This is a genomic window from Dyadobacter sp. NIV53, from assembly GCF_019711195.1.
Classification (GTDB): domain Bacteria; phylum Bacteroidota; class Bacteroidia; order Cytophagales; family Spirosomataceae; genus Dyadobacter.
The window spans coordinates 4,981,193-5,007,780 of the sequence record NZ_CP081299.1 but is presented as its reverse complement, the minus strand read 5'-3'; the positions used below and the strand labels follow the sequence as shown (position 1 = coordinate 5,007,780).

General features: G+C 39.5%; 22 protein-coding genes and 2 pseudogenes. 4 read left to right on the top strand and 20 right to left on the bottom strand.

The window, feature by feature from the left end; all coding sequences use genetic code 11:
* Positions 1-19: 19 nt before the first annotated feature.
* The 10 genes and pseudogenes from KZC02_RS20585 to KZC02_RS20540 form a co-directional block, all read right to left on the bottom strand.
* Positions 20-496: a hypothetical protein gene (locus KZC02_RS20585; RefSeq protein ID WP_221390417.1), complete on the bottom strand. Its 477-nt coding sequence runs from the start codon at positions 494-496 to the stop codon at positions 20-22.
* A 95-nt stretch (positions 497-591) separates the two neighbouring features.
* Positions 592-1,614 carry an aldo/keto reductase gene (locus KZC02_RS20580; protein ID WP_221390416.1) on the bottom strand — a complete coding sequence of 341 codons (1,023 nt, stop codon included), beginning with the start codon at positions 1,612-1,614 and terminating at the stop codon, positions 592-594.
* 86 nt (positions 1,615-1,700) lie between these two features.
* The gene (locus tag KZC02_RS20575) at positions 1,701-2,081 is read right to left on the bottom strand and encodes a co-chaperone GroES family protein (protein WP_221390415.1); all 381 of its coding nucleotides are present in this window, start codon (positions 2,079-2,081) and stop codon (positions 1,701-1,703) included.
* 106 nt (positions 2,082-2,187) lie between these two features.
* Positions 2,188-3,656, bottom strand: a pseudogene (locus tag KZC02_RS20570) (MBOAT family O-acyltransferase).
* A 4-nt stretch (positions 3,657-3,660) separates the two neighbouring features.
* Positions 3,661-4,605: a glycosyltransferase family 2 protein gene (locus KZC02_RS20565; protein ID WP_221390414.1), complete on the bottom strand. Its 945-nt coding sequence runs from the start codon at positions 4,603-4,605 to the stop codon at positions 3,661-3,663.
* Between the two features lie 75 nt (positions 4,606-4,680).
* Positions 4,681-6,300, bottom strand: coding sequence for a hypothetical protein (locus KZC02_RS20560; protein WP_229253696.1), 1,620 nt, complete (start codon positions 6,298-6,300; stop codon positions 4,681-4,683).
* Positions 6,301-6,376: 76 nt separating this feature from the next.
* Positions 6,377-7,813, bottom strand: a complete 1,437-nt coding sequence (locus tag KZC02_RS20555; RefSeq protein WP_221390412.1) for a DUF6056 family protein — start codon at positions 7,811-7,813, stop codon at positions 6,377-6,379.
* Positions 7,797-8,756, bottom strand: coding sequence for a glycosyltransferase family 2 protein (locus KZC02_RS20550; protein WP_221390411.1), 960 nt, complete (start codon positions 8,754-8,756; stop codon positions 7,797-7,799). Before KZC02_RS20550 ends, KZC02_RS20555 begins: the two co-directional genes overlap by 17 nt.
* 244 nt (positions 8,757-9,000) lie before the next feature.
* On the bottom strand, positions 9,001-10,083 hold the full coding sequence (locus KZC02_RS20545) for an LptF/LptG family permease (protein ID WP_221390410.1): 1,083 nt from the start codon (positions 10,081-10,083) through the stop codon (positions 9,001-9,003).
* Positions 10,084-10,182: 99 nt separating this feature from the next.
* The gene (locus tag KZC02_RS20540) at positions 10,183-10,845 is read right to left on the bottom strand and encodes a metal-dependent transcriptional regulator (protein WP_221390409.1); all 663 of its coding nucleotides are present in this window, start codon (positions 10,843-10,845) and stop codon (positions 10,183-10,185) included.
* A 243-nt stretch (positions 10,846-11,088) separates the two neighbouring features.
* Between KZC02_RS20540 and KZC02_RS20535 the strand changes: the two genes are divergently transcribed.
* The 3 genes from KZC02_RS20535 (at position 11,089) to KZC02_RS20525 (ending at position 16,784) form a co-directional block, all read left to right on the top strand.
* Entirely contained in the window at positions 11,089-12,438 is a 1,350-nt protein-coding gene (locus KZC02_RS20535; protein WP_221390408.1) for an Nramp family divalent metal transporter, read from the top strand.
* 93 nt (positions 12,439-12,531) lie between these two features.
* A complete protein-coding gene (locus tag KZC02_RS20530) occupies positions 12,532-14,478 on the top strand; it encodes a KUP/HAK/KT family potassium transporter (protein WP_221390407.1) in 1,947 nt (648 codons plus the stop codon).
* 98 nt (positions 14,479-14,576) lie between these two features.
* Entirely contained in the window at positions 14,577-16,784 is a 2,208-nt protein-coding gene (locus KZC02_RS20525) for an alpha-galactosidase (protein WP_310590332.1), read from the top strand.
* Positions 16,785-16,821: 37 nt separating this feature from the next.
* Here the strand turns inward: KZC02_RS20525 and KZC02_RS20520 are convergent, their stop codons facing one another.
* The 9 genes and pseudogenes from KZC02_RS20520 to KZC02_RS20480 all read right to left on the bottom strand — a co-directional run bounded on the left by KZC02_RS20520 (position 16,822) and on the right by KZC02_RS20480 (position 24,217).
* Positions 16,822-17,148, bottom strand: a complete 327-nt coding sequence (locus tag KZC02_RS20520; protein WP_221390406.1) for a type II toxin-antitoxin system RelE/ParE family toxin — start codon at positions 17,146-17,148, stop codon at positions 16,822-16,824.
* On the bottom strand, positions 17,138-17,371 hold the full coding sequence (locus KZC02_RS20515) for a hypothetical protein (RefSeq protein WP_221390405.1): 234 nt from the start codon (positions 17,369-17,371) through the stop codon (positions 17,138-17,140). The genes KZC02_RS20520 and KZC02_RS20515 overlap by 11 nt, the downstream gene beginning before the upstream one ends.
* A 48-nt stretch (positions 17,372-17,419) precedes the next feature.
* Positions 17,420-17,938 (bottom strand): phosphoribosyltransferase family protein, encoded by a 519-nt coding sequence (locus KZC02_RS20510; protein WP_221390404.1) that lies wholly within the window; start codon positions 17,936-17,938, stop codon positions 17,420-17,422.
* Between the two features lie 53 nt (positions 17,939-17,991).
* The gene (locus tag KZC02_RS20505; RefSeq protein ID WP_221390403.1) at positions 17,992-18,702 is read right to left on the bottom strand and encodes a glutamine amidotransferase-related protein; all 711 of its coding nucleotides are present in this window, start codon (positions 18,700-18,702) and stop codon (positions 17,992-17,994) included.
* Between the two features lie 210 nt (positions 18,703-18,912).
* Entirely contained in the window at positions 18,913-20,307 is a 1,395-nt protein-coding gene (locus tag KZC02_RS20500; protein WP_221390402.1) for an aldehyde dehydrogenase family protein, read from the bottom strand.
* Positions 20,308-20,381: 74 nt separating this feature from the next.
* On the bottom strand, positions 20,382-21,155 hold the full coding sequence (locus KZC02_RS20495) for a glucose 1-dehydrogenase (RefSeq protein WP_221390401.1): 774 nt from the start codon (positions 21,153-21,155) through the stop codon (positions 20,382-20,384).
* 40 nt (positions 21,156-21,195) lie between these two features.
* Positions 21,196-22,557: a glutamine synthetase family protein gene (locus KZC02_RS20490; protein ID WP_221390400.1), complete on the bottom strand. Its 1,362-nt coding sequence runs from the start codon at positions 22,555-22,557 to the stop codon at positions 21,196-21,198.
* Positions 22,558-22,613: 56 nt separating this feature from the next.
* A complete protein-coding gene (locus KZC02_RS20485) occupies positions 22,614-23,237 on the bottom strand; it encodes a DUF4230 domain-containing protein (RefSeq protein WP_221390399.1) in 624 nt (207 codons plus the stop codon).
* 27 nt (positions 23,238-23,264) lie between these two features.
* Positions 23,265-24,217, bottom strand: a pseudogene (locus KZC02_RS20480) (bile acid:sodium symporter family protein).
* Between the two features lie 281 nt (positions 24,218-24,498).
* Here KZC02_RS20480 and KZC02_RS20475 point away from each other — a divergent pair.
* Positions 24,499-25,323: a family 16 glycosylhydrolase gene (locus tag KZC02_RS20475; RefSeq protein WP_221390398.1), complete on the top strand. Its 825-nt coding sequence runs from the start codon at positions 24,499-24,501 to the stop codon at positions 25,321-25,323.
* 12 nt (positions 25,324-25,335) lie between these two features.
* On the opposite strand, the gene KZC02_RS20470 is transcribed toward KZC02_RS20475, so the two are convergent.
* On the bottom strand, positions 25,336-26,508 hold the full coding sequence (locus KZC02_RS20470; protein ID WP_221390397.1) for a PepSY domain-containing protein: 1,173 nt from the start codon (positions 26,506-26,508) through the stop codon (positions 25,336-25,338).
* Positions 26,509-26,588: the final 80 nt, after the last annotated feature.

Below are 26,588 nucleotides of genomic sequence, written 5' to 3'. Positions count from 1 at the left end.
TAATTCATTGCCACACAAATTATTTCGTTTGAATTGTTCCTTTGAATTCCTCCGGAACGCTATGCAATGTTAATCCAAGAAACTGCCATTCATGAATTCCACTTGCCGTATAATGGAATTTCCCGTCTTTAAAATACATCTTGGTGAGAACTGGTTTCCAGTCGTGTCCAATAACAAGGCCGTTTTTTACAGTAACCGCATTTACTTCTTTTGAAAGGGAATCTTTGGCGTAAACGTAAAGCAGATCGGTATTATAAAACAGTGCTGTCTGAATATTCTCAGTTTCTACGGTTTGACCTTTTACTTCCGGATCTGCATAAAATTCCTGTTGTTTATTAGCGACCAATCCTTTGATAAATGACAGGCAACATATGATAAAAAGCACCGTAGATATCATCCCGAGACTTTCCCTGACCAATTTCAGAATACTAAAACAAATGAAGAGGAACCAGACCAGTGCGCCCAAATTTAGAAGAGACCATATAAAATATATCATTGCCAAGCTTTAAAGTATGTATTCAAAAAACAAAAAGCAGCCAGATTCAGCTGCTTTTTGTAATAGTAAAATCTAATAATTTCCTATCATTCAAACTATTGCGGTATCCTGTCCCTGGCCTGGCGCTCCAGCATCCAGGCCGGATATTCTGCTTTCAGAGCACTTATTCCATTTAATTTTGTCAGATCTTCTTCCGTTAGCACCACCGAAGTGGCAGCAATATTATCGGTTAGCTGGTCAGGCTTTTTAGCACCGATAATTACACTTGTTACGGCTTTCTGATGCAGTAGCCATGCCAAGGCTATTTGTGCAACAGAAACTGAATGAGCTTCGGCAATAGGCTGAATTACTTCAATTATATCGTATGCTTTGTCTTTGTCAACAGGAGGAAAATCGAAATTATCGCGACGGTTATCACCAGACGTTTCATTATTCCGTGTGTATTTTCCTGAAAGAAAGCCACCTGCCAGCGGACTCCAGGGCATTAACGCCAGATTTTGATCCTGCATCATTGGTATCAGTTCCCTTTCCAGATCACGGCCGGCAATAGAGTAATAATGCTGACAAGCCACAAAACGAGTCCAGCCATTTTTATCAGCTATTCCGTTCGCTTTCATAATTTGCCAGGCAGCATGATTACTCACACCCAGATATCTTACTTTACCGGAACGGACAATATCTTCCAGGCCGCGCATTGTTTCTTCAAGCGATGTCTCCTTATCAACACCATGAATATAAAACAGATCAATATAGTCCGTTCCCAGCCTTTGCAGACTTTCATTTACAGAATCCATGATATGTAATCTTGATAACCCGATCTGATTTGCACCAGCCGCCATCCGGCCTCTTGCTTTGGTAGCAATTACTACTTCGCTTCTTTTGATATTCAGATCTTTGATTGCCTGGCCAAGAATTTCCTCCGACTTTCCGTAGGAATAAACATTAGCAGTGTCGAAGAAATTAATGCCGCTTTCCCAGGCCGTTTTCACCAATGCAGTACCTTCTTCCTGCTGCAGCTTTCCGATAGCTTCCCAGTAACCATCGCCTCCGAACGTCATGGTGCCAAAACAAAGCTCGGAAACCAGTACGCCGGTATTTCCAAGAAATTTATATTTCATTTTCTGTGGTTAGGTATTGGCTTTTAGCGATTAACCTTTTTGGCTAAGTATAAAGCCATGATTTATAACTGTTTAAGAATCAGAAATTAATCAAACAGATCTTCCGAACGTTCGAGCATTAAAATAGAAGCCTGCGGAACAATCACATATTTTTCACCATCGTATTCCAGATCAATAGCACTGCGTTGCAGATAAATAGCAATATCCCCTTCCTTGGATTGCAAAGGCATATATTTTACTTTTTCTTCTGTTTCTTTCCATGGCTCATCTTCGGTAGCAACAGGAATAGGATAACCTGGCCCTACTTTAATTACATAACCGCTTTGAACCTGATCTTTTTCAGTAACTGTAGGCGGCAGATACAAGCCGCTGTTAGTACGCTCATTCGGATTTTTGGGCCGGATCAAAACGCGGTCACCTACTACTATAAGACTTTTTAACCGGTTGTCAGATGTAACTTCGTACATAATTATTAGACTAAATTATAATTTAAAAGCTACTATATCAGCTGCCTTTTGAATTGAAATAACAAAAATTTGCAAACAAATGTTTTTGTCTTGCACCAGTGATTTATTAAAACTGAAAGTATATAAACTGATTTTCTGTCACAACACCTAAAAAATAGGTCAAAAAAGCGATCAGGCTAAAAAGTGCATAAAACACAGATGTATTTTTTGTAGCTATTTTCTCAAAGTAATGTTCCTTCGTCAATAGAAAGCAAATCAGGAAAACACAAAACCACATTTCAATATGATTAAAAGGTGTATTCAAAGGTTCACTCCACGATAATGTGGCCATTTTATGCAAAATTGTAAATGAGCGCTGAACCGGCGCTTGATTATTCCGGAAAAATACCCAGGCAATGGTAACCAGAATAAATGTAAATATCGTCCCAAACAGGCTTGTAAAAGCATTTTTAGGAATAGAAATACCTGCATTTTTCATCCATTTATCACGCAAGGAGGCTGTAACCTGATACGTGCCGTGCAAACCGCCCCAAATCACATAATTCCAGCTTGCTCCGTGCCATAACCCACTGACCATAAAGACAATAAACTGATTCATATATTTCCGGTATTCGCCTTTCCGGTTTCCTCCCAACGGAATATACAAATAATCCCGAAACCAGGTAGAAAGCGAAATATGCCATCTTCCCCAAAATTCGGATATGGAACGGGACTCATAAGGAGAACGGAAATTATCCATCAGGTCAAAACCCATAACACGGGCAGCACCAATAGCAATATCGGAATAACCTGAAAAATCACAATATATCTGAAAAGCAAAAAATACTGTGGCGACTAAAAGGGATATACCATTTTGCTGTCCGGGATTATCATAAACATGGTTCACGACCTCAGCCAGCCGGTCAGCGATCACAATTTTTTTAAACATACCGAACGCCATTTGCATCAACCCGGCCTTTACCAGTTCAAAATCATATTTAAAATACGAATGAAACTGATGGAGCATATTTTGCGGCCTTTCGATAGGCCCGGCTACTAGCTGAGGGTAAAACATCACATAGAGTGCATAAATACCAAAATGTTTTTCGGCAGCCTGGTTTCCCCTGTATACCTCAATAGTATAACTCATAGCCTGAAACGTATGAAACGACAGGCCTATCGGAAGAATCACTTGGCCCGCACCATTGACCATCCATTGGGAAATCATCGTTGGAATTAATCTTTCCAAGGGGGAATAATGGAACGCAGATGTAGTGCGTTCAGGATATTATTGACTGAATCTCTCCCGAAATCGTAATACTTGAAAAAAGCAAGAATGCCAATATTAGAAATGAGACTAATAATAAGAAGCAAAGTCCGCTGTTTTTTGTCCTCTGTTTTAGCAATCCAAATCCCAGCGTAATAGTCAATAACGATAGTTCCAAACAGGATCAGTATGTAGACCGGCTTGAAAACCATATAAAAATAGCAGCTGGATGCCAAAAGCAATATCCAGCGCCCGCGCCACGACAAGCTGAAATAAGCCAGCGTAACTACAATAAAAAAGATGATGAACTGTATTGAATTAAAAAGCATCGGATCAGATAAACTCGCGATTGACAATCTCTTCTTTTATGATGTACAAAGGACGGTTTTTAGACTGAAAAAATATCCTGAGCACATATTCCCCGATGATGCCTAATGCCAGAAGCTGGACACCGCTGAACAGAATGATCACAAAAAGTAATGCTGTAAAACCTTCCACAACCTGAACAAAAAACAGCTTTTTAATGACTACGGTAATAAAATAAGTAAGGGAGATCAGGATTGCCAGAATTCCCATTCTGCTCATAAATTTGATTGGGAATTCACTGAAATTAAAAATCCCGTTATAGGCAAGTCCCAGTAATTGTTTGAAAGAATATTTGGACTCGCCGGCTGCCCGCGCATCTCTTTCATATTCAAAACCCGCCTGCTGAAAACCTATCCATGAGCGCATTCCACGCAGATAACGGCTCTCTTCCGGCATTTTGTTTAAGACATCCACCACTCTCCGGCTGATCAAAGCAAAATCACCACTGTCCAAAGGAATATCAACATAAGAAATTGAACGCAGCAAACGATAGAAAAGATGATAGCCTGTTTTTTTTATCCAGCCTTCTTTGCGTTTTTTTCTTACTGCATAAACAACATCATTTCCTTCCTGTAATAATTTATAAAACTCAGGAAGCAGTTCCGGAGGATCCTGTAAATCTCCGTCTATAACAAATAACCCTTCACTGCCACGTGCCGATGCAATTCCAGCTGTAAGGGCAAGCTGGTGACCATGATTTCTTGATAAAAAAACACCGTGATAACGATCATCTGTAAGTGCGAGCTGGCGAATCCGTAATGCGGTATCATCCTTACTGCCGTCGTCGATCAGTACAACTTCTATGTCCAGCGGGCTGGAATCCATTAAAGCATTGATACGCTGAACCAAAAGAGGAAACGACTCCGACTCATTATATAGCGGGGCAACAATAGATATTTGAGGGGTTTTCAATATATTTCAATTAAACGATTAGACTATCAGCGGCAAAAATACAGCTTTCAGTGTATTATAGAAAACGGCGCTTATTTAGGGAACTATGATACTCCTGAGAATTTTCCATCGGGTACGCTTGTCAGTTACCCTTACTGTTCCCAGATCGTACTTTCCGGGTTCCAGCGAAGACAATGGGATTTCAACATCTGAACCTTTGTCGTACTGACGGAATAAATTCCTGCCTGAATACTTATGCTGGTTCATTTTAAAAATATAGACTTTTGATTTATTTTTCACAAAAGCATATTGTCCGGAACTTCTGTCAAAATCTGGTGAAACAGACGAATCATCTACGAGGATCACCCCGTTTTCGATAGTCGCCGATATCTCAGCATCCGTAGAAAGCGGTTTGTTGATTTGTCTTATCTTTGATATGAGCCAATCCGTTTCACGCGGGTAAACATATATGCCCGAAGTTACCATATCCTTCATGAGCGTATCGACATATTTAGCTGCCGGAGAAAAAGGCATATGGCCAAGACCATATCCGTTGAATTCCTGATTATAAGCACTTACAAGAAGATATTTTCTGCGTTCTTTTATTGTAGGAAGATAGCTGTAAATTGAAATTGCCCAGATCAGAACACTTATGGTCAGCGCAAAACGAAACCCGTTTTTTTGAAAATTAACACTGACCCCGGAAGAAAGAAAAGAAAGGTATGCAATGATCAAAAACAGAGCAGGATACAGTTTATAATTGCTTACGATCATGACAAAAAAACCAAAACGCGGCCTTAACAAACCAATAACCAGCGCATTGACAAGCAGAAAAATAAGGATACCGAGCAAAAATTCCTGAAATGGTTTTCCTTCCCTTTTTCCCGGTGTAAATTTTTGTACAAAGTCCGGTATTCTAAATGATAGTTTTAAAGTTGTTTTAACCCAAGGCAATACCCACGTTAGCAGCCAGACGGATATCCAGATCATGGCTAAAAATCCCATAATAACCGGTAATACAGATCTTGCCAGAATTGTTTTTTCAGGTAACAGATCAAACAAGCCACCCAAAAAAGCAAAAAAGCCTAAAACAGAAAGGTGTGGATTTTTTATAAAAAAGGCAATACTTGATTCATTACCCTGGGCAGACAAGCCATGAAAATAAAAGCCAATAGCAGCTGCGCCTGCCAGACACCAGATAATCAGAAAACGATAATTAGCCCTTAATATTAATATTACAGCACCCGAAACCCAAACAAAAATCCCATTGCTCATGGCGTAAGTGGCACAAACCGCAGCCAGAACTGCCCAGCCAAATCGGTTTCTTGACAATAAAAACATGGATAGGCTTACAAAAAATACAACCGGCTGATGTTGGAGGCTACAAATTGCCCAAAGAAATACCAGATGATATTGTAATTGGAATAACAGAAAGGGAACAGGTAAGAAATACCACCAGTTTATTCTGCTGGCCTTAAACGACTGCCAGAATAAGTATAAAGTACCGAGTGTAAAACAGGCTCCGGCAATGTGAAGAAATGTAAAATTAAGCTGGCCGGTAATCCTGTAATAGCCAAGAGTAACGAGTTTACCCATGACCATGCGATGCTCATTATTCGGCTGAAATAGCAGCTTTAACTTTTCAGTAAAAGAGCCGCTGTTGATCCATTGCCGTAAAAAATCCGGAAAAGGGTCAAAATCATCAAACCAAGGCACATTAACTGAGTTCCTAAGAATAATGAATATCCAGAAAACAACGGGCAGGAGCATAATTGCCCCTAGAAAAATTCGTCTATTTTTGCCCACTATGTTCCTCTTTCAGGTAAATGGCTTCTTTACCAAAATAACCGGCCATACATTTATTCCACCAATGATCTTTATTCGGTTTTATATCTTCCACAAACAGAGACACAGGCTGCGTATATATTGGCGGAAGATAAACCACAGAATCTTTTGAATCATTGATCAAAGCATAACGCTCCTTGTTCTGCCGGTTAAAAGCCGCCGCTTTTCCTTTCAGCAGGTCGGTATAGATCACACGAACATTGGCACTTTTATAAAATGAATAACCTATTGTTAAAAATAATACAAGATACAGAATCGTGTATTTCGTCAGTGAAAGCTGAAATGGGGCTTTTGAAAAGTTCAGATGCCTGAAATAATGATAGACTACTCCAATGATATAAAACCAACCAATCAGGAAGAAAAAGTAAACGCAATTGATTACTCGTAGCGTTGGGTCAATGCCTACACCGTAATACGAGGGGAATAACTGGGCCGAAAGTACACCGATAAATAATAAAACGGCAAACCATACAGGCACTGAAAAATAGTTACGCGAACCGGTAGATAAGCGTGTCAGTACAGCAAGCCAGGCAAAGGAGAAAAGCAATAATGGCGTTTGTAAAAACCAGTTTTTACTTAGTTCTGCCAGTTTTTTGAATGATGAGGTAACTGAAAATACCAGGTTTCCGCTTAAAGGGTTACCGCCGATACGCGCTGCATTCCCGGGTGAACTGAAAAACAAGTAGCATGACCCAGCCGCGATGATCAGCATGGTAATCATAAAACCATCCACCTTTTTATGGAACAAAATCCGGTAAACCCACCATGCCGCAATAAGCAGGATCATGACCAAAAGATTGGTTTCACTGCTTCCAATTACTGCAAAAATTAAAAAACCAGACATAGTTCCGAATAAAATCCGCCCCGGCTGCGTATCCTGGCGATACCACCGTAATACTAGAACGATCCAGAGTAAAGTCAGAATATTGGGAATAGTATAGGTTACGAAAGCCGCCATCCAGTAAAAAGCCTCAGCAATACTGCCGATTTGAAGGATGTATAAAAAGAAGACGACACCGGCAAAACCCAAATGTGCAATCCGGGATAAGGTTGGAGTCAGATGCCGGAACAAGGTATATAATGCGTAGATCAATCCGGAGAGCAGAATCACAGGCAAAACCTTAAAACCATTTACCCAGTGCAATATCAGTGGGTTGGTGTGGTTGAGAAATATGCCAAAATATCGCCCTGTCCAGCCCGAATAATAATAATTCATTGCTTCAAGCCAGCCGAATTTAAAAACGGTGTCTATATAGCAATAATCATCTGCCGGAGACGGCTGATTATAATAGGATAATGCCAGCAAGGGCACAAGAACGCTTATCAATAATATGATATTCACCCCATTTCCTAAACTTCTGTACTTCTTATAAAATCTGTTCATTGACAATTTTTTCGATTATATAACGTGGCCGGCCTTTTACTTCTTCATAAATCTTACCAATATACTCGCCGATTAATCCTAATGCCATCATATTTGACCCGCTAAAAAATGTAAGCGGAAGCATGGTGGACGTCCAGCCAGGAACTGTGTAACCTACCAGATAGGAGAAAAGGATATAGACCACAATGGCCATGGCAACGACAAAATTAAAAACACCAAAATAAAGTACCAGCCGCATGGGAAAGGTAGAAAACGAAGTAATTCCGTTCCATGCAAAAAGTATCATTTTACTTAAAGGATACTTGGTTTCACCGGCCTGGCGTTCCAGCCGGTTGTAAAAAACCTTATCATTTCTAAAGCCGATCAATGGAACAACGCCACGCAGAAATAAATTAATTTCTTTGAAATTGCCCAGTTCCTGCAAAACCCTGCGGTCCATCAACCGGAAGTCAGCATGATTGAATACTACCGGAACGCCCATTTTTTGCATAATTACATAGAAACTTTCGGCTGTTGAGCGTTTAAACCAGCTGTCAGAACTTCTGTCGCCGCGAACGCCGTAAACGACCATTGCCCCTTCCCTGTGTTTTTCGATCATTGAGGTAATGGCATTGATATCATCCTGCAAATCGGCGTCGATGGTGATAAAACAATCGAAATCGTCTATGTTTTTTTCCAACCCGGCCATAATTGCACTCTGGTGTCCAAAATTTCTCGACAACTTCACTCCTACCACATCTTCATCCAGAATGCTTAATTCTTCAATAATTTCCCAGGTTTTGTCCCTGCTGCCATCATTAACAAAACAAAATTTACTATCCGGTGAAATCAGCCCTTTTGCTTTGATGTCATCATAATAAACCTTTAATGCAGAATAGGTTAAACGCAAAATTGCTTCCTCATTGTAACATGGTATAACCAAAAGCAGGCGGGAAGGCTTCATTTAATCTTAGTTTGTGTGAATCGACAAAAATAGCAGTTATTATTTGATTTCAGATTTTACACCGATTCTCCTGCAAAAATCGTGCTTTTTTAAACTGTACGAGAAATTTACACAAGGAAGTATTAATGAATTCAATATTAGCCTTCTACGTTTTCAAAATTTGAATTCATCATAATCTTTGAATTACGTTAAATAATGCCATGGTACCGAAACCAGCTATAAAACATGAAATGAAAACACAGATTTATCTTGGCAATGTTTTATACAAAACCAATCCAATGAATGAGAAAACAATATTTGGAAGCCAGACTGCAAACAATGTACTGATGGTACCAGCTTCTGCCACTCCTTTGGATAAAAGGAAAAACAGGATATAAACGAAGGCCAGCATGAAACCCAGCGCAATTTGCCAGCCAACACCTTTCCTGCTTTTGCGTGCCGATACAATAACCCCGATTGCGGTCAGTATCAGAATGGCAAAAGGTTGGGTAAACCGAATGTATTTTTCAATTAGATATACCTCTAGTCCGTCTGCACCCCGGCTTCTGAGCAGGTCAATGTAATTATTGAGTTCAGGCAAGGTGAAGGTTTCAAACAAATTATAATCACTTTCAAAATCTTTTGGTGAAAGATTGATCGTTGTATCTATTTCAGCGCCCGTTGTGATTTTTTCACCCAGGCTATCCAATGTCCTTATCTGATAATTCTGAAGGTTCCATTTTCCCTTTTTAGGCTGCCAAATAATTTTTTCTGCTGAAAATTTTTGTTTAAGCTCATTGCCCTTTATCGTTTCCATGGTAAACTTGTTACCCGTTTTTGAGGCTGTATTATAGCTTTCAAGGTAAGCGTACACATCCGGAGCAATGGTAATGTGTACATTTCTTCCACTGAAATAGAACTCCTGTTTTACATATTTTTTCTCAAAGCTATTTCTGACTTTGTTTGCAATTGGCAGTATCCAGCCTACCTGTAAAAATGTGAGCGCTCCTAAGATTCCCGCACCGATCATATAAGGAAGTAATAATCTGCCAAAACTGATACCACTGCTCAGGATTGCAATAATTTCTGTCCTGGCAGCAATACGGGATGTAAAAAATACTGTGGCAATAAATACCATCAGCGGACTGATATAATTGATCCAGTAAGGTATCAGATTGAGATAATAATCTATTATAATGGCACGTAACGGCGCTTTTTTATCCAGAAAATCGTCAACCTTTTCCGTATAGTCAATCATGCAAATGATCAGTACGATCACAAAAGCGACAAAAACGTAAGTAATCAGGAAATTTTTGATCAGGTAACGATCGAGTATTTTTAATCTCATTATTGGGCTAATGTCAAGTCATGTTTACTTTGACGGCTATTATTTAATAAGTCAAATATTTGCCACTACGCCATGTCTGCTATAAACCTGACCCTGGTCTTAAAGACGCTGAACTAATAAGTTTTTAGAAACTTCAAGACTAATGAACAACGTTTGATTGTTGTCGATCCGTACGGATGCCGACTTATCATATTCGTTAATTTCTGTTAATTCCAAAACACACCCCAATGTAATGCCCGATCGGTCCAGGTGCTGTAAAAATGACGGAGCATGGTCCATAACACCTTTCATTAAGACTTTTTCGCCAATATTGACGTCAGTCAGAATAAGATAATCAGGTTCAGTTAGGTTTCCTTTTGAATCAGGTATCGGGTCGCCATGCGGATCAAATTTTGGATGCCCTAAAAAAGTATCCAGCTTTTCCACCAGTATTTCAGAAGGGATATGTTCCAGTTCTTCGGCGATGTCGTGCACTTCATCCCAGCCGAAACCTAGTTTTTCAACCAGAAACACTTCCCATAACCGGTGTTTGCGAATTACGTTGATTGCAACCTTCTCTCCTTTCCCGGTCAACGTTACGCCCTGATATTTTTTGTAATGAATTAATCCTTTTTCCGCCAGTTTACGTAACATATCTGTAACCGAGGCAGCACGCGTAGATGTGCTTTCAGCCAGGGCATTGGTACTGACCTCCAAACCTTCACGGCCTGATAGTGCGTGAATGATCTTTAAATAATTTTCTTCTGTGAAGGAGTTCTGCATAATTGTTAGCTAGGAGCGATAAGCTTTTTAGCTATTTGCGTAATAAAATAATGCTTTTAACAACCAGCGGATACTTATTTATAAACCAATGATCCGTTGTTTATTCTTAATACTTTAACAATAGCGCAAAAGTACAATTTCAAATTACAATTAAAAAAATTTAGACTAACCTAAAAATATATTTAAATTATTATATATCTTTGTTTTCAATTAATCGAATTGTTTATTTCAGACATTCATAAAATGTTAGAAAATTTTATTGCCAAATATTCAGAAAAAATAGATAGCTCCGACCAGCCAAATCAGTTAGCGTCCTTATCCGAAGTACATTCTTCCATTGCTATTCCAGAAGGTGCAGGTTTCTGGAAAAAAATGATGGCTTTTGCCGGACCAGGGCTAATGGTGTCAGTTGGTTATATAGATCCGGGCAACTGGGCAACAGACATTGAAGGAGGCTCACGCTTCGGTTACACATTGCTTTCAGTCATTTTGATATCCAATTTGTTTGCAATGCTTTTACAGCATTTGTCTTTAAAACTGGGTATTGCCTCCGGAAGAGACCTGGCCCAGGCTTGTCGGGATAATTACTCCCGGCCTGTTTCCATGGTACTTTGGGTATTGTCAGAAATCGCAATTGCAGCAACAGATCTTGCTGAAGTAATTGGTTCGGCGATTGCTTTAAACCTGCTATTTGGCTTACCATTGCCAATTGGCGTTGTTTTTACAGCATTTGACGTACTGATCGTTTTATATTTTCAGCAAAAAGGATTCCGTATTATTGAAAGTATAGTGGCGGGCCTGATGGGTATTATACTTTTGAGCTTTTTATACGAAATGATCGTGTCACAGCCTTCTCTTTCGGGAATTGCCGGTGGCCTGCTTCCTAAGCTCGAAATCGTTACGCACCCCGGAATGTTATACATCGCAATTGGTATCCTGGGAGCCACAGTAATGCCCCATAATCTGTATCTCCATTCAAGCATTGTACAGACACGCGCTTTCAAACGGGATGATGAAGGAAAAAAATCAGCAATTAAATTTGCAACCATTGACTCTACATTTTCCCTTGGACTTGCATTTTTTATAAATGGCTCCATATTAATTCTTGCGGCTACGGCATTTCACCTCAACGGGCATTTTGAAATTGCTGATATTACAGACGCTTATCATCTGCTTGATCCTATACTTGGGGTTAGCCTCGCAGGGGTTTTCTTTGCTCTTGCATTGTTAGCTTCCGGTCAGAGTTCTACACTTACCGGTACGCTGGCAGGTCAGATCGTGATGGAAGGATTTCTGAATATCCGACTTAAACCTTGGCTCAGAAGACTTATAACCAGAGGAATAGCAATAATTCCTGCATTGATCGTTGCTACAATGTATGGTGAAAAAGGCACTGCTGAACTGTTGGTTTTCAGTCAGGTTATACTTTCGCTGCAACTTAGTTTTGCTATAGTCCCACTTGTACTTTTCACTTCAAGCAAAAAGATCATGGGGCAGTTTGCTAATTCTAAGATAATGACCGGATTAAGCTGGCTAATCACATTGGTGATCATTAGTTTAAACGTTATTCTGCTTTACCGGACGCTATTTTAACCATTATATACTACTTCGAAATTAATTTTTCACATTCAGGTTTATACTTTGCTATTGGTTTCCTACCTTTCGCCGTTTTTTTAAAATAATTAAATGGAATCCAAGCATAAACTAGACAAAATATCTGCTGCCGGCATACTCGTTGCGTTCGGCATTATATATGGAGACATTGGTACTTCGCCACTCTATGTAATGCAGGCAATCATTCTTCACGAAAGAATTACAGAGGAAATAATTTACGGCTCAATCTCATGTATCCTATGGACATTAACTTTACAAACAACAATAAAATATGTAATTCTAATTTTACGTGCTGACAACCGGGGTGAAGGAGGTATATTCGCTCTATATGCCCTGGTCAGAAAACATGCAAAATGGCTGACTGTACCTGCCGTGATCGGAGGTAGTACTCTGCTGGCAGATGGTATCATTACTCCCCCTATTTCAGTATCATCCGCGGTTGAAGGATTACAGCTCATTTACCCAAACATCCAGACTATACCAATCGTTATCAGCATTTTAACGTTGATATTCGTTATCCAGGCATTTGGAACGAAGGTTGTGGGAAGAGCTTTCGGGCCAATTATGGTTACATGGTTTATCATGCTTGGCGTGCTGGGACTTTTCCAGATCATGGAACATCCTGAAATATTAAAGGCCTTCAATCCAAAATACGGTTTTGATCTGATCACGAAACATCCTGGTGGTTTCTGGATGCTCGGTGCAGTATTTCTTTGTACCACTGGTGCAGAAGCGCTCTATTCTGATCTGGGACATTGCGGCCGTGAAAATATCCGTATCAGCTGGATTTTCGTAAAAATATGTTTGTTGCTGAATTACTTCGGACAAGGAGCCTGGTTACTCTCAGAAGTTGGCAACCTGCTTGATGCACGCAAACCATTCTACGAAATTATGCCCGAATGGTGGCTGCTGCCGGGCGTTATCATCGCCACATTGGCTGCTATTATTGCGAGCCAGGCCGTTATTACAGGTTCTTTTACATTAATTTCCGAAGCTATACGGTTAAATTTCTGGCCAAAAGTTCGTTTGGTATACCCAAGTGATCAAAAAGGACAATTATATGTTCCAAGTATTAACTGGCTGTTATGGCTTGGTTGTACCGGAGTTGTTCTTTATTTCAAGCAATCGTCCAATATGGAAGCTGCTTATGGGCTAGCCATTACACTAACCATGATCATGACGACGATCCTGTTTTCATATTATCTTTATATGAAACGGCTCAACCTCTACATCGTTATAGTTTTTATGCTGCTTTATCTCTTCATCGAAGGGCTGTTCCTGGGAGCTAATCTCTTGAAATTTACACATGGAGGCTGGTTTACAATTCTGGTGGGCGTTTTGGTTGCAGGTTTAATGACAGTTTGGTTAAGAGCATTTTATATCAAATTACGTTTGACAGAATATACCAAACTGGATAAATTTATTCCTGCATTGCATGAATTAAGCCGTGATATCAGTATTCCAAAATACGCAACGCACCTGGTTTTTATGACCAATGCTTCCCGTGCTACGGAAATTGAAACCAAGGTAATTTATTCTATTTTCCAAAAACGCCCGAAAAGGGCAGATATCTATTGGTTTTTACACGTTGATACCACAGATGATCCCTACACAATGGAATACAAAGTAATGGCTGACGATGATGATGACGACAATGTGATCAAAATTAATTTCAAACTTGGTTTCCGTGTTGAACAACGAATTAACTTGTTTTTCCGTAAGGTGGTGGAAGATATGGTGATGAATAAGGAAGTTGATATTACCAGTCGCTATGAATCACTGAACCGTCAGAATATAACCGGGGATTTTCGTTTTGTCGTTCTGGAGCGTTTTCTATCTTTTGAAAATGACCTCCCATTGGTTGAACAGCTGGTTATGAAAACTTATTTCTTCGTAAAAGATTTTACCACACCAGAAGACAAATGGTTTGGCCTTGACAGCAGTTCTGTGAAAGTGGAAAAGGTACCACTTATTATCCGCCCGGTTGAAAACGTAAAACTGCGCCGGATTTACAGTTAACTATTGAATTGAAATTTAAAGTCAGGATCAATAATGCAAAGTATACTTTGTGTTATTGATCCTTTTGTTTATCTGTGAGTCTCCCATAATCATCCATTATGTTTCTTAAAAAAATTCAGATAATCGCGTTATTCATGTTTGCTGTTGCAGGAAATCATGTATTTGCCCAAAATATTATTACCATTCCCATTGAAACCAGGGAAAATGCTTTGGTCATGCAAACGGATGCGGACAACCATTTATTTATTATTTATTTTGGCAAAAAACTTAGTCAGACCTCTGAATATCAGTCAATACCTGCGCAAAGCACGCAACATGATGATAATTCGGGAATACATAATTCAGCTTATACACCTTCTGGTACATGGAGTATTTCGGAACCTGCCCTTCAGGTTACTCATGCCGACGGAAACAAATCTTCGGATCTGGTTTATGTCAGTCATAAAACAACCAAAGAGAATGACAATATCAGTGTTACCAGTATTATTTTAAAAGATCCCGTTTATCAGGTTGAAGTAACATTGTTTTACAAAATTTATTCCAATGAAAATGTAATAGAACAATGGAGTAATATCCACAGCGACGAAAAAAGTGAAATAATACTGCAGAAATATGCTTCTTCGAACCTTTATTTTATCGCAAAAGATTATTACCTGACACATTATAACGGAACCTGGGCCAGGGAGATGCAGCCCGAAGAAGAACAGCTCACGGCGGGAATACGTGTACTGGATTCAAAATTAGGAACGAGAGCAAACTTGTTTCAGCCACCAAGTTTTTTACTATCCTTTGACAAGCCTGCTTCTGAAACTGAAGGTAAAGTTTTGCTTGGAACACTCGCCTGGTCAGGAAATTTCAGAATGGACTTTGAAGTGGATTCTTATCATAACCTTCGTTTAATTGCCGGTATCAATAATTATGCTTCAGAATATCCTCTTGCATCAAAGCAGGATTTTAAAACGCCTTCTTTCATTTACACTTATTCGGAAAACGGCAAAGGTGAAGCCAGTCGTAACTTACATAACTGGGCAAGAAGATACAGGATCCTGGATGGCGAAGGTTCCAGGCTAACTCTGCTTAACAATTGGGAAGCCACTTATTTCGATTTTAATGAGGAAAAACTTTCAGCCCTTTTTAAAGACGGCAAAAAATTAGGAGTTGATTTATTCTTACTGGATGACGGCTGGTTTGCCAATAAATACCAACGTAACAATGATAAGGCCGGATTGGGAGACTGGCAGGAAAATGTTAAAAAACTACCAAATGGAATTGGTCATTTGGTAAAAGAAGCAACAAATACGGGTATCAAATTTGGCATTTGGGTAGAACCTGAAATGGTCAATCCAAAGAGCGAATTATACGAAAAGCATCCTGATTGGGTAATAAAGCAACCTGCCCGGCCGGAACATTATATGCGCAACCAGCTGCCTCTCGATTTATCAAATCCAGAAGTTCAGAATTTTGTGTTTGGCGTTATAGACAAACTTTTTACAGAAAATCCTGCAATAGCGTATATCAAGTGGGATTGTAATGCGATTACTTTCAATGCTTATTCTCCATATCTTGAAAAAAGCAAGCAAAAACAATCCCAGTTATATGTGGATTATGTTCGCGGGCTTTATAAAGTTCTGGAAAAACTCCGGGCAAAATATCCAAAAGTTCCAATGATGTTATGCTCTGGCGGCGGCGGGCGCGTTGATTATGAAGCGTTGAAATATTTCACAGAATTCTGGCCAAGCGATAATACGGATCCAATGGAAAGGATATTTATGCAATGGGAATATTCATACTTTTTTCCTGCACTTGCCCAGAGTAACCACGTAACAGACTGGGGAAAGCAACCATTAAAATTCCGTACTGATGTAGCCATGATGGGAAAATTAGGCTATGATATTGTGATAAGTCATCTTAATGAAAAAGATCTGCAATTCAGTAAGCAAGCAGTTTCGACATACAATTCAATTAAAGATATTGTTTGGCATGGTGATTTGTTCCGGTTGGTTGATCCAAAAAAGAATGATTATGCAGCGTTAATGTTTAGTTCAAAAGACAAAAAACGTGCAGTATTATTTTCATATCTTGTCAATAACCGTTATGAAGCAGGATCCGATGTTCCATTCAGATTACAGGGACTCGAAGCATCTAAAAAATATAGAATAAAAGAACTGAATCTGTATCCCGAAACAAAAACAGCAATTAAAGAAGACCAAACTTATTCTGGAGATTATTTGATGACAGTCGGGTTTAATCCTATGGTAAATACGAGGAGAACCAGTGTAATTATGGAGATAATGGAGGCACAATAAGTTGACCTAAAAAAGACAATATAATTGTAATATTTATTCAGGAAACTTCCTTGAAAATTTGTTCAAGTTCTTTTTCAGAAATATTACTCCTTTCAGATTTATCGTAAATTGAAGTAAGAATTACTGTTGTTTCTAAAATTTTAACATAAGTTATTATTCTTGCACCTCCGGATTTCCCTTTGCCCTTTGAAGAAATTGCTAAACGAATTTTATAAAAATTATTACCTAAAGCTGTTCCTTTTTCGGGATCTTCTGAAAGCGTTTTGAACAATTCAATTAAATCCGTTTTTAAAGATGGATATTTTTTAGCTAACCGTTTAGCCTGTTTATCAAAAAGAGGAATGGAAGATAATTTATAACTCATCCAATAACGACTGAATTGGACGGGTAATAAGTTTTCCCTCTTCTACTAATTTTAATTCAATGAGTGCTTCTTTGATTTCTTCCAACAAGTTTACCTCGGAAGGCCCATCATATTCTAAAATAGCCAAATCTTTGTATTTCTTTTTTAATTGATCCCATTCATTGATAGGTATAAAAACACCGGTTGCTTTGCCCTTCCCATCTTGAATCACCTGAAGTCTCATGGTTTATTAATTTAATGCTCAAAATTAACATAAATATTCTATTCACTTTTACTTCAGATAAACCCCTTCTTCCTCTTCCCGGCTTAAAATTACCTCAACATGCTCACTGATGGTGGTACTTAACGAATAACCAACATAATCAGCATGAACCGGAAATAAATGATGGCTTCTATCAACAACTACGGCTACCTGTACTTTTTTCATTCGGACTTTCAGGAATGGTTCCAGGGCAAAAGCCAGCGTTCTGCCTGTGTTTAATACATCATCCGTTACTACCACAACCTGATTTTCAACCTGTGTTTCCTGGTTAAAAAGAATTGGGCTTTGGTGATGTATATTTTTATCAAAAAGGAGTTCAATCAATTGCACATCTAACGGAGAAATATCATTTAGTTCGTTCGCCAGACGTTTTGCAAATTCATAACCTTCACCCGCAATCCCTGCCAGAATAATTCCTGTCTCCTCGAAATTCTCTTCATAAATCTCAAAAGCGATACGCCGGATTTTCTGACTGGTCTGATGAGAACTTAATATCTGGCGTCTTGATGTAGTGCTGTTATCGGTCATCTAAAAGTATTATTTATATCAATCTTTGGTAAAATTAACAATACATACGGTAACTACTCCACAGTTTGACCCACAAATTTCCTGATCCATTCTGCTATTATTAATTCATGCGTTTGCAATACAAGACTGGTTATTCCTGAATCAACTTTTTCAGTTCCAATCCGGTCTATCCGTAGTTCCATCAAAGCTTTGTCATAGTTTTTTGAAAACTCGGGATGAGCCTGAATTCCAAGCATATTATTACCAACCCGAAACATCGCATGTGGGCAATTGGAAGCTTGCGCCAGCAATGTACTATCAGGTGGTAATTTTAATACCTGATCCTGACACATCATAAGAAGATTAAAATCCGGTTGAGGCGGCTTCATCCACTCCTCAGTTTTTAACAGCTCAAAGGAATGAACACCTACACACCAGCCATTTGGCGATTTTTGAACCTTTCCTCCTAATGCTTCGCCTAAAATCTGATGCCCAAAACAAACGCCGATATAACCCTGGCCGGACTGATAAATAGTTCTGACAAAATCATTTAACCTTTCAATCCATTTTTCATCATCGTAAACCGAATTTTTAGAACCTGTACAAATATAAACTTCGCATTCTTCGACAGATTCGGGAAAATACCCATTGCAAACATCATAAAAAACAAATTCCCAGTCTGGTGCGACTTGCAGGAACAATGCGGGAAACATCTGCCGGTAATCACCTGCAATATTTCTTAATTCGTCCCGTACATGGTCACATTCTAAAAGTCCGATTTTCATGGTTTTTAAGCTGTGGCTATTAGCTTGATGGTTGATTAGAAGTGCCATTAATATTACCGAAGTGTATTTTTACTCTTTATAGAAAACCACTAGTGTTGAATAAAGTATGAAATGACTATTGCTAAGAAGACACAAAGCTACAAATGAGCTTATTTTCAAAAAATACATTTGGTTTCTTTGTGGCTTCGTGGCTACATTACGCTTAACTTCTCAATAGCTGTTACCTATTTTTAAATGAAAAGATTTTGGCCTGGTTAAAGCTTCATAACCAACTGTTGAAAGGGTACAGCCCCGTCCCGAATTTTTCACACCAGTCCATGCTAACGCCGGGTCAAGATAATCGCAACGGTTCATAAACCAGGTTCCTGTCTCAACCTTATCTCCTATTTCCAGTGCGACATCTATATCAGTTGTCCAGATAGACGCAGTCAAACCATACTGACTGTCATTCATTAGCTGAATTGCTTCTTCATCACTTTTTACTGACATAATTCCCACAATCGGCCCGAAAGTTTCTTCTTTCATAACGTCCATAGAGTGATTTACATTGACTAAAACCTGTGGGGCCAAATAAGGAGAGCCGGGTTTATTAGCCGGAAACAGATCCGGATCTATCAATGCTTTTGCACCTTGTGATACCGCTTCGTCTATTTGTTTCTGGGTAAAAGTAGCCGCAGAAGTTCTAACCATTGGCCCCAAAGTTGTTTCACTGCTCAGCGGATCTCCCAATGTGTACGTTTTTGTCATGGCAACAAAACCGCTAATAAACTTATCATATACATCTTCGTGCACATAAATGCGTTCAATTCCACAACAGGATTGTCCCGAATTAAAGAAGGACCCATCTACAAGATTCTCGATGGCATCAGGAAGATCTGCATCTGCGCGAACATAAGCAGGATCTTTTCCACCTAATTCCAAACCACCGATGATAAACCTTTTATTGATAGCATCCTGAACAGCATGGCCGCCTTCTACTGAACCGGTAAACGCAACATAATCAACACGTTCGTCACCAATTATGGTAGCAACCTGTTCGTGACTCAGATGCAAATACTGAAAAACGCCTATGGGTAAACCTGCATATTCAAAAGCTGCAGCATAACGTTCTGCACAAAGCGGTGTTTGCTGTGCATGCTTCAGGATTACAGCATTTCCAGCCATAATTGCCGGAATGACCGAATTCACGGAAGTCAAATATGGATAGTTCCAGGGAGCTACCACAAACACAACACCCAACGGATCGCGGCGAATAAATCTTTTGAAACCAGCAATTTCTTCCACTTCCACATCTGCGAGAGCTTTTCCAGCAACAGAAATCATATAATTTGCGCGCTCATTAAACCCTTTACGAATTTCGTTGGCTGTATAGCGGATTGGCCTGCCCATTTGCCAGGTCAATTCCAGTCCTATTTCGTCTGCATTATTCAGGAAATATTCTACCGCTTTCCGGCAAATTACTTCACGCTCACTTAATGTTGTTTTACGCCATTCTTTTTGTGCAGAAACAGCTTTAAGTAATGCTGCTTCTACCTCATCTGCGTCAGCTAATGTACGCTCCACATACACCGAGCCATCTATCGGACTTATTGTTTTTTGAGTCATGGGGTTTTGGGGATAGGGTTCAGGGCACAGGGCAGAGGATTTCAATACCCATGCCCTTTTCCCTAAGCCCATTATCAAATCGGAGTTACGTATGCGGAAGTGATTCCTCCATCTACCAGAAAATCTGTTCCTGTTACAAATGAAGATTCATCGGATGCCAGGAAAAGTGCTGCAAAAGCCATTTCTTTCGCTTCTCCGAAACGGCCCATCGGAATATGAACCAAACGGCGCTGTTTTTTCTCTTCTGTATTTAAAAATTTCATAAGAAGTTCGGTACGCAATGGCCCCGGGCATAATGCATTTACGCGTATGTTTTCACGTGCATGAATAATTGCCAATTCACGCGTTAGCGCCAAAACTGCACCTTTACTTGCTGTATAGGCAATTTGCGGAGTTGCTGCACCAAGTATTGCTACAAAAGATGCGGTGTTAATAATTGAACCGCCGCCAGCACGCTGCAAAGCTGGAATTCCATATTTGCAACCCAGAAAAACCCCTTTTGCATTGATATTCATTGTCAAATCCCAGATAGATTCTTCAGTGGTCATGGCGTTATCATCATCGCTATGCATAATACCGGCATTGTTGAAAATGATATTCAGCTTTCCAAATTTCTCTTCTGCAAAAACAACTGCTGCTTCACAATCAGCCGCCTTCGATACATCCGAATGAATAAAAAAAGCTTCACCGCCATTAGCGATAATTTCGTCAGCAACTGCCTGTCCGGCCTCGTTGTTTACATCTGTTACAACGACTTTGGCACCTTCCTTTGCAAATAACAAAGCCGTTTCGCGGCCAATTCCACCGCTTCCGCCAGTAATAAGAGCAACTTTATTTTCTAAACGCATTTTATGTTTTGTGTTTTAATAGTTAATCTGCCTCCATTCATCATATCTGTTCGAAGTATCTTTTCCGCTCCCAATCCGTTACCGATTTATCATAGGCCCGTTGTTCATTTTTAAAAAAATGGCTGTAATGTTCAACCACTTCTTTTCCAAATGTATTTTTTGCAAATTCACTATTTTCAAATAGTGCCGTTGCTTCAGCCAGTGTATAAGGTACTCTCGGCAAATGCGCTGCTGCATAAATATCACCCACAAATATTTCAGGGGGCTCAATTTTATTTTTAATACCGTCCAGCCCCGATGCAAGAGAGGCAGCAAAAGCCAGATATGGATTACAATCAGCACCCGGAATCCTGCACTCAATACGCAGACTAGAACCACTTCCAACTACCCGAAAACCCGCCGTACGGTTGTCATAGCTCCATGCCAACCGCGTTGGAGCCCAGGATCCGTCTACAAAACGTTTGTACGAATTAATTGTTGGCGCATAAAATGGCATTACATCCGGAACGTGTTTGATCCATCCGCCCAGAAACCAACGGAAAAGGTCCGAGCCTTTCACCGGGCCAAATTCCTGATCACCTACAAAAGCATTTTTACCATCTTTCCATAAACTCATGTGAATATGGCTGCTTGATCCCGCCTGATCCGTCGCAAATTTAGCCATAAAGGTCACTGACAAACCCATTGCATCAGCAACTTCTTTCATGCATTGTTTGTAAACAACGTGATTGTCGGCCATAGGAAGCACTTCGGAATACCGCACATTCAGTTCATGCTGCCCGACTCCCCATTCCCCTTTTGAAGTTTCAACAGGAATACCGGATTTTTTCAAATGCCTGCGTACGACCGACGTAAATTTTTCATTGCGTGTTCCCTGCAAAATGTGGTAATCTTCCAGATAATAACCGGCCGGTTTCAGATTCTGATAATTTTGCTCAAAAGCTTGTCTGTAAGTATTTTCGAGTAAATAATATTCTAGTTCCGATGCAGCAAAACATTTCAGGTTATCTTCTCCCAATATTTCAAGCTGCTTTTGAAGAATTGAACGTGGTGCAATAGATTCGGCCTGGTGCGTTTTTTCATTATGAAGATCACAAATGATCATAGCAGTTTTTTCGAGCCAGTCTGCTAACCGAAGCGTCGACATATCAGGTACCATGTGAAAATCGCCGTAACCCAGTTCCCAGTTAGCGTAATTGTAACCAGGTACAGGATCCATTTCCATATCGGTAGTCAGCAGATAATTACAACCATGCGTCCCCGATTTTACAACACTATCAAGAAAATACTCGGCATCAACCCGCTTACCCATTAACCGGCCATAATGATCTGTAAAAGCAACCACTACTGTTTCCAGCAAACCATCTTTTACCAATTGTTCAAATCCTTCTAATGTCAGCATATTTGTATGTTAGGAAGAGCTTTATGTACTCAGTTTAGGATCAGTCAAGTATCAGATCAACGTAATTTATCAATTTTGGCAGTCATTGGAAATACCAGCAAGACTTTTTTACCCGAAGCCTTTTCCAGCATGGGTGTTAATATTTTGGTTGCGTTTTCTTCCGTTTGTTTCAAAATCCCCATATCCAAAGCAGATTTCTGAATTTGTTTTTCTGCCTGTTTATATGCCTCGTCTACCAGTTTTGCTTCTTCTGTGAAGGCATATTCCGTATTGTAAACTTTGGATTTTTCGTGATCAATTCTAAAAACACACATTTCTGGTTCAGGCATGTGAACTACCAGTGTTTCCTGTTCAGAAGTAATGTCTGCAATATTGATTTTTGCGAGATCTACACAGCCGATTGCTTCGCCTTGTACAATTAAAACTGCTTTTGCATTAGGCAGCCACATTTTAACTATTTCCTGCTCCACTACATCTTTGAAATTATATTTGACCAGTTCAAGTTTTCCCATAGAGGTAATTTCCTGAAGAACCAGGGTATGCATGGTTTCGGTTTTATCCTCCCCGCCAAAAAAATCTGGAAACCACTCCCCTCTCCGGAAATTACTCCAAAGAGTTTGCATTCCAACCAATAAAAGTACTAACACGATTAAACGTATCAGCCAGGAAAGCAATCGCATATCAATTTATTTAAACAAAAAATCACCTTATATCTCTTTTTCAGCCTGCTCTATTAATTGGGCATCTGCTTTCCGTGCCATCCTTTGGGCGATAATGCTCGCTGAAATTAATTGTAAAGCGTGGTAAAGCATAATTGGCAATAACATTACTCCGGCATGTGCTCCTGAAAACAGGACTTTTGACATAACAGCACCCTGAATTAACGATTTTTTAGAGCCACAAAATACAGCAGTTACTTCGTCCTCATGATTAAAACCAAATAACCGGCATAATGATGTCAGTAAAAAGTAAACTGTAAAGAACAAAACGAGCATACCCAGTCCCAGAAACAAGATATCATTTAGTTCAAATTCATTAAAAAGATGGCCGCCAAATGATTCACAGAATGATGTATAAACGATCAGTAATATTGAGAACTGATCGAAATAACGTATATATTTTTTATATTTTTCTGCAAATGCGCCCCATTTTTTGTTCATTAATATTCCGAGCGTTACCGGTAATAATACTTGTAAAGATAGCTTTCCGACTATTGACATGAGATCATAATGTCCGGAATTTGTGTCCAAAACCAGCCCCATCCAAAGTGGAGTGATAAAAACGCCAATTAAACTTGAAATACTTGCATTAAATATAGCAGCCGGAATATTACCTCTGGCTATGGAAACCATTACCACGGAAGAGGAAACAGTGGAAGGCAAAGTGGTCAGAAAAAAATAGCCAGCCACATCATCTGGTGTTCCTCTCCTTTAAATAAAGGCCGGCAAGCCAATGCCAATAGTGGAAACAGCACAAAAGTAGAGATGTGTACCATTGCGTGTAATTTCCAGTTGACCAAACCTGCGCGAAGTTTATCCGTACTTAGCCGTAAGCCATAAAAGAAAAAAATGATGGATACAGCATATGAAGAAATTTCGGCCAGTGGAACCGGGCTTTCCGGCATTCCCGGAAAAGGCCACAAATAAGCCAGTCCGATCATACTCAGCAAAGCCAGCATAAAACCATCCAAACCGGCTTTTTTTGCTGTATCTAAAATCTTACTCATGTTTTTGTTTAGCTTTTGACTAAGACTTTGAGTCTTGGAAAGTATGTTGTACAGACACAAAAGAAAGCTAAAAGAATGGCAAATAAAATCTAAAAAGTGTGTTTTCTGGATTATCGTTGTTCATAAAATCCATACTCAGGTAGAATGATATAATGCTTCTCTTTATATTTCTATAAAATGTCTGTTTCGTATTAAAAGGTTAAACGTTTCTATAAATGCTTTTAATCGTAAAAAAATTATTACTACTTCTACTCGTATTGGTCTCTTCAGATCCTGTTAAAGCACAATGGAAATTGGTGTGGGCAGATGAATTCAATGTAAACGGCAAACCTGATCCTAAAAATTGGAAAGCTGAACAGGGTTTTGTACGTAATCATGAATATCAGTGGTTTCAGGATGACAATGCATATTGTAAAGATGGAAAGCTGATTATTGAAGCAAAACGGGAAAAAGTAAAGAATCCCGGATTTGTTGCTAACAGCACAAACTGGAAAGAAAACCGGGCATATTCCGAATATACTTCGTCCAGTATAATTACTGCCGGGAAGCAAAGCTGGCAATATGGGCGCTTTGAAATAAAGGCAAAAATAGACATTCGTTCAGGGATGTGGCCGGCATTCTGGACCTTAGGAAAACATGGAGAGTGGCCCGAAAACGGTGAAATTGATATTATGGAATATTATCGCGGGACCATTCTTGCCAATGCGGTATGGGGTTCAATGGAAAAATGGAAGGGAATTTGGAATACTAAAAAAAAGCCGGTTGCTGAATTTAACGATCCTGGCTGGTCAGATAAATACCATATATGGCGAATGGATTGGGATGAAAAATCAATCAAATTATATGTTGATGATTCTTTGATGAACTCCATAGATCTTGAAAAAACCTATAATGCAAAAGGCCCAAAAACAAATCCGTTTCGTCAGCCGCATTATATTTTACTTACCCTGGCAATTGGCGGAGACAACGGCGGCGATCCATCCCAGACCACTTTTCCTGCAAAATTTGAAGTAGATTATGTCAGGGTTTATCAGAAGTAATAAAGCCTGCGTTTAAATCTTATTTACAAGATCCGGTTTCATGGTCTTATAAGTTTTCTTCACCGGTTTCTTCTTTTTATTTCTTCCCCACCAAATTATAAATCCTGTTACCGGCAAACTTGCGCAAATCAGGCTTGCACAAAATGCAAGGATTTTTCCGGGCAGACCAAGAATAGCACCAGTATGAATATCGTAATTCATACGCCTTAAAGTATTGGCAAAATTCGCTTCATTGTACTTCCCGGAATATGGCCCAACTGCTTTAATCCGTTTCAAGGTATGCTGATCAAAGTAATTATAATCTACTTTGTAATAGGTTCCTGCACGAAAATTTACATATGAATAAATGGATTCTGACTTCAAATGCGGAATCGAAATATTAATTCCTTTATTTCCCGGATATTCTTTTTGTAACATATGCCAGGCTTTATCAACTGCCTGAATGGGTTTGGAAACAACAGATAAAGCGGTAGTATCAGAAGTCGGGTTATAATATGCATCAGAGCCTTTTCCGCCTGTAACGGTATAAAGCGACTGGGAAAACCACTGGAAACCCCAAACCAAACCGGTTATTGCAAAAATGAAACCAATAGACATCATGTAAAAACCAAACACATTGTGCATATCGTAGTTTTTACGGCGCCATGCTGCGTCCCACTTAACAGAAAAACGCTGTTTTGCAGCTGATTTGTTTTTTGGCCACCATAATACCAATCCACTAACAAGCATCACCAGAAATATCAGCGTAGAAGATGCTACAACAACTTGTCCGATTTTTTCGGGCAGCCATAAATAATAATGACCGTGCAGTATAAAATGGAAGAAATCACCATCCTCGTTCCAGACTTTCTGAACCTCGGCAGTATACGGATTTACGTAAACCACATAATAATATTCCGGATCAAAATTATAAAAACCCACTTCAGCATTTCTTGTCGGAACACCATACAAAACCCCATTCGCTTGTTTCCCCGGAAGCGCTTTTTCCGCACTTGCCTGTAAAACTGACGGCGGCAATACACGTGCATCGGCCGGTGGCACCACGTACATATAAGGCTGTGTAAAGCTTTTAATTTCCTGTTCGAATGCCAGAATACATCCTGTCAGGGATACCATAAATACCACTATTCCGGATGTAAGTCCAAGATAGAGGTGTAGTTTCCCAATCAGTTTTTTGAAGGTCATTAGTAAAGAATTACAGTGTTCCAATGGTGAATCGAGCAAATATAAATATACCAATTCTAAATAACAAAACGTAAATACCT

Bases quoted from the DNA above. Each gene is read 5' to 3' on its own strand.
- KZC02_RS20490 (WP_221390400.1), bottom strand. From the start codon at position 22,557: ATGCTGACATTAGAAGGATTTGAACAATTGGTAAAAGATGGTTTGCTG.
- KZC02_RS20540 (WP_221390409.1), bottom strand. From the start codon at position 10,845: ATGCAGAACTCCTTCACAGAAGAAAATTATTTAAAGATCATTCACGCA.
- KZC02_RS20500 (WP_221390402.1), bottom strand. From the start codon at position 20,307: ATGACTCAAAAAACAATAAGTCCGATAGATGGCTCGGTGTATGTGGAG.
- KZC02_RS20505 (WP_221390403.1), bottom strand. From the start codon at position 18,702: ATGAAAATCGGACTTTTAGAATGTGACCATGTACGGGACGAATTAAGA.
- KZC02_RS20530 (WP_221390407.1), top strand. From the start codon at position 12,532: ATGGAATCCAAGCATAAACTAGACAAAATATCTGCTGCCGGCATACTC.
- KZC02_RS20580 (WP_221390416.1), bottom strand. From the start codon at position 1,614: ATGAAATATAAATTTCTTGGAAATACCGGCGTACTGGTTTCCGAGCTT.
- KZC02_RS20485 (WP_221390399.1), bottom strand. From the start codon at position 23,237: ATGCGATTGCTTTCCTGGCTGATACGTTTAATCGTGTTAGTACTTTTA.
- KZC02_RS20575 (WP_221390415.1), bottom strand. From the start codon at position 2,081: ATGTACGAAGTTACATCTGACAACCGGTTAAAAAGTCTTATAGTAGTA.
- KZC02_RS20515 (WP_221390405.1), bottom strand. From the start codon at position 17,371: ATGAGACTTCAGGTGATTCAAGATGGGAAGGGCAAAGCAACCGGTGTT.
- KZC02_RS20555 (WP_221390412.1), bottom strand. From the start codon at position 7,813: ATGAACAGATTTTATAAGAAGTACAGAAGTTTAGGAAATGGGGTGAAT.
- KZC02_RS20545 (WP_221390410.1), bottom strand. From the start codon at position 10,083: ATGAGATTAAAAATACTCGATCGTTACCTGATCAAAAATTTCCTGATT.
- KZC02_RS20510 (WP_221390404.1), bottom strand. From the start codon at position 17,938: ATGACCGATAACAGCACTACATCAAGACGCCAGATATTAAGTTCTCAT.
- KZC02_RS20525 (WP_310590332.1), top strand. From the start codon at position 14,577: ATGTTTCTTAAAAAAATTCAGATAATCGCGTTATTCATGTTTGCTGTT.
- KZC02_RS20585 (WP_221390417.1), bottom strand. From the start codon at position 496: ATGATATATTTTATATGGTCTCTTCTAAATTTGGGCGCACTGGTCTGG.
- KZC02_RS20550 (WP_221390411.1), bottom strand. From the start codon at position 8,756: ATGAAGCCTTCCCGCCTGCTTTTGGTTATACCATGTTACAATGAGGAA.
- KZC02_RS20495 (WP_221390401.1), bottom strand. From the start codon at position 21,155: ATGCGTTTAGAAAATAAAGTTGCTCTTATTACTGGCGGAAGCGGTGGA.
- KZC02_RS20520 (WP_221390406.1), bottom strand. From the start codon at position 17,148: ATGAGTTATAAATTATCTTCCATTCCTCTTTTTGATAAACAGGCTAAA.
- KZC02_RS20535 (WP_221390408.1), top strand. From the start codon at position 11,089: ATGTTAGAAAATTTTATTGCCAAATATTCAGAAAAAATAGATAGCTCC.
- KZC02_RS20475 (WP_221390398.1), top strand. From the start codon at position 24,499: ATGCTTTTAATCGTAAAAAAATTATTACTACTTCTACTCGTATTGGTC.
- KZC02_RS20470 (WP_221390397.1), bottom strand. From the start codon at position 26,508: ATGACCTTCAAAAAACTGATTGGGAAACTACACCTCTATCTTGGACTT.